The sequence below is a fragment of the Salegentibacter maritimus genome (assembly GCF_016236915.1).
Taxonomy (GTDB): domain Bacteria; phylum Bacteroidota; class Bacteroidia; order Flavobacteriales; family Flavobacteriaceae; genus Salegentibacter; species Salegentibacter maritimus.
The window spans coordinates 1-8,148 of the sequence record NZ_JAEHOK010000043.1 but is presented as its reverse complement, the minus strand read 5'-3'; the positions used below and the strand labels follow the sequence as shown (position 1 = coordinate 8,148).

Sequence of the window (8,148 nt, the reverse complement as noted above, 5' to 3'; positions counted from 1 at the left end):
GAGAGTGTAAAATAAACTCTGTCTGAATTGAATTATTTATTAATTTCATTCATACAGAATTATGGCAACAAAAGAACAACAAGAATTCGAGAAAAAGGTGCTTGACCAGTTCATGTCAGGCAAAAGCCTTTTTGGTGCAGACGGTGCTTTTGCACCGATGCTCAAGAACGTTATTGAGAAGGCCCTTCAGGCAGAGATGGACTCTCATCTAAGTAGTGATGAACGCTCCAAAGGGAATAAACGCAATGGCAAGGGAAAGAAAAAGCTTAAAAGTGGCTTTGGCTCTTTTGACATTGAAACCCCTGAAGACCGTCAAAGTAGCTTCCAACCGGAACTGGTTAAAAAGCGACAGACGATTCTGGCTGATAATCTTTCAGAAAAAATTATCGGTCTTTATGGACTTGGAATGAGCTACCGTGACATCTCGGGTCATATCAAAGAAATGTACGATACCGATATTTCCCATACGGTTTTAAGCCAGATCACCGATCAGATCATTCCTGATATCAAAGCCTGGCAAAGTCGTCCTTTAGAACCCCTTTACTGTATTGTTTGGCTTGATGCCATGCATTATAAAGTTAAAGTGGATGGAAAGATTGCCCACAAAGCACTTTATAACATCCTGGGTATTACCAAAGAAGGGAAAAAGGAAATCCTGGGGATGTATATCTCTGAGAGCGAAGGTGCTAATTTCTGGCTACAGGTTTTAACCGACCTTCATAACCGTGGATTACAGGATATCTTAATAGCCTGTACAGATAATCTCAAAGGCTTTACACAAGCCATCTTAAGCGTTTATCCAAAGGCTCAGGTTCAGCTTTGTATTGTACACCAAATCCGTAATTCATTGAAGTATATTGCCTCTAAAGATCAAAAAGAGTTTATGAAAGACCTGAAAAAGGTCTATAGGGCTGTCACTAAAGATGTAGCCGAAGATGAGCTATTGAACCTGGAAGGGAAATGGGGTAATAAATATCCTGTAGTTATTGAAAGTTGGCAGCGTAACTGGGAACAGCTATCCCAGTATTTTGAGTATACAGAACCCATTAGGAAGATTATTTACACCACTAATGCCGTAGAGGGCTTCCATCGGCAAATCCGGAAAGTTACCAAAACCAAGGGTGCTTTCACCACTGATATGTCGCTGCTAAAGCTAGTCTACCTGGCCACACGAAACATTGAGAAGAAATGGACCGCTCCTTTGCATAATTGGAGCCTTACGATTCAGCAATTTTATATTAAATTTGGAGACCGGATACCGCTGGACATAAACGCCAATTCCTCTGGGGCTAGCCCCAGAGGAATTGAAACATCAGACAGAGTTTAATTTACAGACCCAACTTAACTTAAAAATAAAGCTTTAATTATATTCCTTTTCAAAGTGCCGTGTCCTATTTTAGAATCAATTGGCATATATTTTATTATTCAATATCAGGAGACCAATGGGGATCCAGGGATTTATGATGCCCTTCGGGGCATTTTCCATATTCAGAAGTCGTGGTGTGCCAGTGTTTACTACAATAAAATTTATTACACATAGCACAAAAACCAGCCATATCATAGAACTGCTGTCTAATTTTAATAGAGTTGTAGGGTTTGGTAAAAGCATCAATTATGGCTTTTTTCCGATTCAAATCAATTGGATCTCCAATATACCCATTACTACCACCTGGCCCGGTGTATAGTAAGTAATTTAAGCTGAAATCTCGATATTTTTCATAAAGCTCATAGTCCTTTATATTCCAGTTAACAGCATCCTTTGGATAAGCATTTGGCTCAACAATCTCAATTTTAGCAGCCGTATTACTACATTTTGAACACTTAAGATCCTGGCAGGTTGATTTGATTTCATCCTTTTTATTCTTTTCATCCTTTAAAGGATTGTGAATCAATTTAAATGTGCTCCAAAATCTACTCATATTAATCTATCGACTAAAACTATATTAAAAAATTAGCTGGTCTTTTTATAGCCATTTTGCTTCAATTCCCATTTCAATAAGTTCAGCCATAATATTGTCTTTTGCATAGCACAATGTAACTTTTTTTAAATTTGGGAAGTGTTTTAAATCCTCAATGCTTGTAATGTTCCAATAGTCTTCATAACCTTCGCATTCCAAACAGGTATTCAAGTAAATTTCATTACCACCATCCTGATATATTTCGGTAATTTCACCAGCAAACCTCATGGGAATTGGGAGCTTTTTTAGGTAGTCTAATGCTTCAGGGATTGGTTCAAATCGTTCTTCTTCAGTATTTATTGATCGCTTTTTATACCATCTAATAAACTCATAGATGTCAAATTTGGGTAAAAGGAGTTCTCTTTCATACATCAAAATTTGGAGAATGCAAAGCTTAAAGTTAAAGTCGGTAAAATTGATTTCGGATTCGTTTAGAGGTTGTATTTTGTACTTATTTTCCGGTATTTTAAAATATTTATTATACCAAATATTCACAGCAAAAGCTTTGTTATCATCGGGGAGTTGTAGTTTACCCACATTCCAAAAGCCTTGCAAATAAGTTTTTTCAATAGGTTTCTGTTCATCAATAACAAACAATTTGTTATTAAGAAACAATGTGCCCTTAAAAAGCTTTTTTGGTGCATTTTTTAATTTTTTGCTATTTGAGTAGATACATTGAATGCTATGTATAGAGCCTAGCGATTCTAATGCCTTTATTCCCAGAGAATCCCAAACATAGGTTTTCTTAAAAGTATATTTTTCATCGGTCACCACTTGGTTGGGCTTCCCAAAAAGTCTTTTTAGTTTATTTAGTTGAATAGGGTATTCAATGGAAACTCCGTTGATTTCTAAATCTTGCTGTGTACAATAAATACATATATTTTTATCTTTTTTGCTAAAAATGTTTATCATTTTGGCTTTTTTAGAACACGGTTTGTGAAATGAGGTTTCATTTATAAGGAATGATTATATTTTGGAACCTTTATAATTTTTTCTTACCAGGACATTAAACTCTTTTTTTACTTTATTAAAAGGATATTGCTGAGCATTCGCCATTGCTTTAAGCTTCTTATTCACAATTCTTTTTTGCTTAATTATTCTATTGGCAATAACAATTAACCAAATAGCTAATACTAAAAGTATAACAATAGCAATAACAACCAGAATGTTTGTTGATAACTTATTCTTTATACTACGCATAATGCCTGCAGCCGGCAACAGAATAATAAGGGGGATCTTTACTGAATTACTAAATTTATTATACCGCTCGTATTCGATTAGGAGAACCTCCATTTCTTCTTCTTTGAAATTGGGTAAATACTGAAGCTCTATTTTTTTATTTCTATGCATCACGGATTTCTAATTTATGGCAAAACGTATTACAATACGGTAGGTACGGTCTTCTTTTGTGTAGAATGCTGAGTCTGGTCTTTCTTCATAATTATAATCGGAAACTACTAGTATTTTACCAATCTTTTGCCCTAGTACATTGGCTATTACCTCTGCATTTTTATTTGCATCTTCTAAAGCTTTGCTAATTATATCTGATTTATTTGTGAGAGGTTTGTAAATAACCTTTTCATGTAACTTATAACTCCACGAGTCTATCTTTCCTAAAGACTGAATTTTTTCTATTTCATTTTCATCGGTTGTTTCTACCACATAGTCAGTATATTGTCTGTTTTTAGAACCTTCATTTTTAGCGGTGTCGCTAATATGAACCTGATTTCTGTCTAAGCCTAGTTGATCTAATTTTTGTAAAAAAATCGTTTTCCTATTTTCTAATGCAAGCTCGGCATCATTTCCATAGGTGGTTGTGTTGCTTATTCTAATGGTTGCTTCATAATGCTTCACGTCTCTTTGGTATGTAGTTTGTCCGGCAGCTTCTATATATTGTGGGTTTGTTTGCGCCGAAGCAATAAATACTGTAAACAAAAGAATGAATGATAAATGCATATTTTTCATAATAAATGATTTAAAAGTTAAATTTTCCTTCAAAATAGGTTCCTATGATTGGGACGGGTTTTAAAGCTTCGTTATTGGCTGTGATAATTCCTAAAATGATAAATATAAGTGGGACTAGTCCTAATAAAAACAATATAACACCCGAAGAAGAAAAAACATTTGCGATAAACCCAAGTATTATATTTAGAATAACGCCAAAAATGAAGATGCCCATACTTTGCCCAAGATGATACGAAGCGAGTTCACTTTTTGAATCCTGGTTCTTGTTGGAAAAGTAAGCAATGGTCCAACCTATAATGGTAAGGTAAGATACAATTGAAATAGTTTTTACACTCATAATTAATTGTTTTTAAGTTTTTATAGCGAATTTAAAGGTTTGCCAATCTTCTTGTTATTTTGGTTAGCTACACAGTGTCTACAAGTTTATATATATAGTTTACATAGCATCTACATAATCTAATATTGCCTTATACTGGAGGCTGTAAGCTTTCATATTCAATAAAAAAATTAGAACCTACTTGCCGGATGTTTTGTACAAGTTATTCCTATCTAGAATGAAAATATTGTTTTCAAAAGCATCAATTGCATAAGAATCTCCTATGAACAGAACATCTTTATCTGTTTTTGTTAGAAAAGGGGAGACTTTCTTTCTGTTTTCATCTATTTCATAGACAAATTCAGCCCTATTTTTAGAAAATGATTTGGAGGTAGTGATTAGGGCTTTTTTGTTAGTAAAAGTAATATCTGTAATATTTGGGTTTTCCGGAACTGCAATTTTGTTCCAGTTTTTTCCAGCATTATGGGTGTAAAGAAGTGTACCATTTACCCCTCCTACAAAACCCCTATTTGCATTTTTGAATGCAATGGAGTTTAATGCTACTGTTTTGAGAATCAGTTCCCAGTTAGAACCTCCATTTTTTGTTACAAAATATTCTCCACGAGATGTTACAATACTTAATTCTTCACCGGAACTTATATGAAAATCTGTTATGGCTTCACTATTTTTTAATGCTTCGCTATTATTGAAAATTTCCCAACTTTTTCCTCCATTATTTGTTTTTAATATAACGGGCTTATTGTTGCGCTCTCCTGCAATAAAGCCAATTTTATGGTCAAGAAAACGAATTTTATAGAAGTCAGTTTTTGAAAGAGAATTTTTATCTTCAAAAAGAAATTCTGAATTATAAACACTCCAGTTTTTTCCTAAATCTTTACTTTTGAATATATATTTACTCTCACCAACAATAAAAATAGTGTGACCGGAAAATGCAACTGAATGAAAGGTATTTGCGAATTTTGAAAAACGAAATTCCTGCCAGGAACCACCACCATCTTGAGTAACTCTAGCCCTTAATCCTGTTCCTCCAACCAAAACACCAATATCCTCTGTTTTAAATTTAAAGCTGTTATAAAAGTGAAATCCTGTTTTTTCTACACTGTTAATTATAGAAACATTCTGTTTACTAACTTTATTTGTAAAACTATATTTCTCCCGGTTAATAGTATTAAGGCTACTAAATTCTATTTCGGGAGCTTCTTCTATATTGATGTAATTATTTTCTGAACACGAAAAGAGAGTTGCTATTAATGCTATGAATAGAATAATATAATTTTTGGCCATGCTTTATAAATCCTGACTAAAATAATTGGTGTAATTTGATAATTGGAGACTGGTAAGACATCCTTAAGACGATTTACTTTTTATGCTTCCTTAATAGCTCCTGTAAAGATACCTTTGAGCTTTTGAGTTTATCATTTAAATTTAAAAAGGGTTCTATTGTAAAGTTAATAGTATCATTGGCACTAAACACCCAATAATTACCCTGAAGCCGGCCATTTTTACTTTTTATATTGTGCTCGGGAATATGATTTATGTAGAATTCATTTTTTTTAGAATTGTACCAAATTCCCATAATGGACAAATCGTTTGTACTCTTGTATTTTAGTGTAAGATATGGCCTTATTAAAACCTTATGGGGTTGTGTTGTCATTTTTACAGGAGTAAATTTTAGATCTTTTACAAGAAAATTATCTAATGCTTTTGACCAGGGTGTCTTATTTTGTTTCCAGTTATAAAGACTATCCCATTGCTTTAAAACAAGGGCTTCATCATTTTTTGATTGAATTAATGCAAATAGGTTTTCCTGAAAAATTTCTATTTTTTGCTCCTGGGGAAAAATACGAACTTCAGTTTTATCGGCTGCAATCCGTTCGTTTTCTATGCTAAAGAAAGAACTTAATATAAAAAAAAGTAATTTGATCTCTTCCATAGTTTTAAGTTTTACGATTTCTGTTTTTCTAATAACACCGTAGGCAAAACTAAAGAGAATGCTCTCCCTTACTTTTCTTTTACATTACCAAATCGTCTACAACCGTAGAAATAATATATACAAAGCGTTTACATTTCTAATTTTTGTTGAAAGGTTAGCGATAAATATTATGACTAATCAATCGTTTCTTTTTAGAACAGTCTCAATATAGTTATGAGTGGTTAAATACTCTTTCTTAAGATCTCTAAGGTATTCTATTATTTTGTTCTGATTGGGATAATTTGGGTTCAAACAGTCTTTAAGTGAATTATCAGTAACAATTAAAATTAAATACCAATGGCCGGTTCGGGATGTATGGGCATCTTCAAGAATTGTGCTATTTCCTTTTGATTTAAGACCGGCATCAATCGCAATCGGAATCAAATTAATTGTTTTAGAAACTCTTTCCCTTTCGTAGAATGAAAGGAAATAAGTATTGTTATCAATAGAAACCGGAATATTTGATTCAACATTAATAAACCCTAAATCATACTTTGCATTAATGAATTTATAAAACTCATCAGAATCTTTTGGGTCCTCAAAAACGAAACCATATTTACGAGGAAGGTCTCTTTTGAATTTTTTTGCTTTAACTAATTTATCTTTTTCAATATTAGGTGCTAGCCTTATTGGAATACAGGAAAACATGAAAAATGAAATAATAAAGTACCCCCATTTGTTAGGACAGCTTTGCTGCTAAATTAAGTTCTATTTTTCATTTATCAAGCAGCCTTTCTTTTTTGGTTTAAATATCGGTTATAAGGTATTTCATTTTCTATTCCCTGGTGCCTTCTTTGGTGGTTGTAAAATTTAAAATAGGTATTGAGTTGTTGGTACAGATCTACTCCAGATTCTGGAGGATTTAAATAAATACTTTCGTACTTCACACTTCTCCAAAGCCTTTCTATAAATACATTATCGATAGCTCTTCCTTTTCCATCCATACTGAGTTTAATATTTTTAGATAGTACCCTGTGGGTAAAGATCTCTGAAGTAAACTGGCTTCCCTGATCGGTATTAATGATCTCAGGAGTCCCATGGATTTCAATAGCTTCTTCTAAAGTTTCTTTACACCACTGGGCATCCATTGAATTGGACACAGACCAGTTAAGAACATAGCGACTATGCAGGTCTATGATGGCTACCAGATACATAAAACCTTTTCGCATAGGAATGTAAGTAATATCGATCGCCCAGACCTGATTGGGACGGTCTACTGTAAGATTCCGCAATAAATAAGGATACACCTTATGTTCTTTGTTTCGCCTGGAGGTATGTTTCCCGGGCATAATAGCTCTGAGTCCCATAATCCGGGAATAGAGACGTTCAATACGCTTTTTATTGACTTTATACCCTTTATCCAGGGTAAGCCAGGTATGCATTCTCCTGGCACCTTTAAAAGGATGATGGGTATAATGTTCATCCATCAGGCGCATCAGTTCTAAATTAAGTTTACTTTCTCCACGAGGTCTATAATAGATTCCACTGCGGTGGATGTGCAATAGCTTGCATTGCTGCTGGAGGCTGAGCTTGGAATGACCCTTGCATATCATTGTTCGACGCTCTTCTAAAGGTTTTATCGCAAGGCGTTTTTTAAAAAATCATTCTCCACTTTAAGCTCCCCAATCACCTTAAGAAGTTGGTCTTTCTTTTCCTCTTCTTCTGATTTTTTTGATTTTTCCCCTTTTGAAAAAACAGTATCGGCCTCATTTAGGAAATTGCGTTTCCAGGTATTGATCTGTTGTGGAGTAATCTCAAATTTTTGTGCTAGTTCCTTGACCGTTTGACGCTCTTTCAAGGCTTCAAGAACTACTTTCGTTTTAAACTTTGAGGTAAATTTTCTTCGTGTCATAATACAGTAAAATTAAGGTTATTTTTGAACTTAACTTACTGTCCTAATTTTTGGGGGATGATCA

At 33.8% G+C, this 8,148-nt stretch carries 11 protein-coding genes; 1 reads left to right on the top strand and 10 read right to left on the bottom strand.

The genetic code is table 11. From position 1 onward, the window contains the following. Window positions 1–61 precede the first annotated feature (61 nt). The gene (locus I6U49_RS16625; RefSeq protein ID WP_262894938.1) at window positions 62–1,327 is read left to right on the top strand and encodes an IS256 family transposase; all 1,266 of its coding nucleotides are present in this window, start codon (window positions 62–64) and stop codon (window positions 1,325–1,327) included. A gap of 94 nt (window positions 1,328–1,421) precedes the next feature. Here I6U49_RS16625 and I6U49_RS16620 read toward each other — a convergent pair whose 3' ends face one another. From I6U49_RS16620 to I6U49_RS16575, 10 genes are all read right to left on the bottom strand, one after another. Further along, on the bottom strand, window positions 1,422–1,919 hold the full coding sequence (locus I6U49_RS16620) for a hypothetical protein (RefSeq protein ID WP_198629672.1): 498 nt from the start codon (window positions 1,917–1,919) through the stop codon (window positions 1,422–1,424). Window positions 1,920–1,964: 45 nt separating this feature from the next. Then, complete coding sequence (locus I6U49_RS16615) at window positions 1,965–2,870, bottom strand: DUF6892 domain-containing protein (protein ID WP_198629671.1); 906 nt, start codon at window positions 2,868–2,870, stop codon at window positions 1,965–1,967. Between the two features lie 54 nt (window positions 2,871–2,924). After that, window positions 2,925–3,308, bottom strand: a complete 384-nt coding sequence (locus I6U49_RS16610; RefSeq protein ID WP_198629670.1) for a hypothetical protein — start codon at window positions 3,306–3,308, stop codon at window positions 2,925–2,927. Window positions 3,309–3,317: 9 nt separating this feature from the next. Beyond that, window positions 3,318–3,914, bottom strand: a complete 597-nt coding sequence (locus tag I6U49_RS16605; protein ID WP_198629669.1) for an SIMPL domain-containing protein — start codon at window positions 3,912–3,914, stop codon at window positions 3,318–3,320. A 19-nt stretch (window positions 3,915–3,933) separates the two neighbouring features. Continuing rightward, window positions 3,934–4,260, bottom strand: coding sequence for a DUF4870 domain-containing protein (locus tag I6U49_RS16600; RefSeq protein ID WP_193709462.1), 327 nt, complete (start codon window positions 4,258–4,260; stop codon window positions 3,934–3,936). A gap of 177 nt (window positions 4,261–4,437) precedes the next feature. Beyond that, window positions 4,438–5,544, bottom strand: a complete 1,107-nt coding sequence (locus I6U49_RS16595; protein WP_198629668.1) for a WD40/YVTN/BNR-like repeat-containing protein — start codon at window positions 5,542–5,544, stop codon at window positions 4,438–4,440. A gap of 73 nt (window positions 5,545–5,617) precedes the next feature. After that, complete coding sequence (locus I6U49_RS16590; protein ID WP_198629667.1) at window positions 5,618–6,193, bottom strand: hypothetical protein; 576 nt, start codon at window positions 6,191–6,193, stop codon at window positions 5,618–5,620. 177 nt (window positions 6,194–6,370) lie between these two features. Then, window positions 6,371–6,880, bottom strand: a complete 510-nt coding sequence (locus I6U49_RS16585; protein ID WP_198629666.1) for a hypothetical protein — start codon at window positions 6,878–6,880, stop codon at window positions 6,371–6,373. A gap of 74 nt (window positions 6,881–6,954) precedes the next feature. Beyond that, window positions 6,955–7,812 carry an IS3 family transposase gene (locus I6U49_RS16580; RefSeq protein WP_317191834.1) on the bottom strand — a complete coding sequence of 286 codons (858 nt, stop codon included), beginning with the start codon at window positions 7,810–7,812 and terminating at the stop codon, window positions 6,955–6,957. Continuing rightward, a complete protein-coding gene (locus I6U49_RS16575; protein WP_198627104.1) occupies window positions 7,809–8,084 on the bottom strand; it encodes a transposase in 276 nt (91 codons plus the stop codon). The genes I6U49_RS16580 and I6U49_RS16575 overlap by 4 nt, the downstream gene beginning before the upstream one ends. Window positions 8,085–8,148: the final 64 nt, after the last annotated feature.

Bases quoted from the DNA above. Each gene is read 5' to 3' on its own strand.
- I6U49_RS16625 (WP_262894938.1), top strand. From the start codon at position 62: ATGGCAACAAAAGAACAACAAGAATTCGAGAAAAAGGTGCTTGACCAG.
- I6U49_RS16620 (WP_198629672.1), bottom strand. From the start codon at position 1,919: ATGAGTAGATTTTGGAGCACATTTAAATTGATTCACAATCCTTTAAAG.
- I6U49_RS16615 (WP_198629671.1), bottom strand. From the start codon at position 2,870: ATGATAAACATTTTTAGCAAAAAAGATAAAAATATATGTATTTATTGT.
- I6U49_RS16610 (WP_198629670.1), bottom strand. From the start codon at position 3,308: ATGCATAGAAATAAAAAAATAGAGCTTCAGTATTTACCCAATTTCAAA.
- I6U49_RS16605 (WP_198629669.1), bottom strand. From the start codon at position 3,914: ATGCATTTATCATTCATTCTTTTGTTTACAGTATTTATTGCTTCGGCG.
- I6U49_RS16600 (WP_193709462.1), bottom strand. From the start codon at position 4,260: ATGAGTGTAAAAACTATTTCAATTGTATCTTACCTTACCATTATAGGT.
- I6U49_RS16595 (WP_198629668.1), bottom strand. From the start codon at position 5,544: ATGGCCAAAAATTATATTATTCTATTCATAGCATTAATAGCAACTCTC.
- I6U49_RS16590 (WP_198629667.1), bottom strand. From the start codon at position 6,193: ATGGAAGAGATCAAATTACTTTTTTTTATATTAAGTTCTTTCTTTAGC.
- I6U49_RS16585 (WP_198629666.1), bottom strand. From the start codon at position 6,880: ATGTTTTCCTGTATTCCAATAAGGCTAGCACCTAATATTGAAAAAGAT.
- I6U49_RS16575 (WP_198627104.1), bottom strand. From the start codon at position 8,084: ATGACACGAAGAAAATTTACCTCAAAGTTTAAAACGAAAGTAGTTCTT.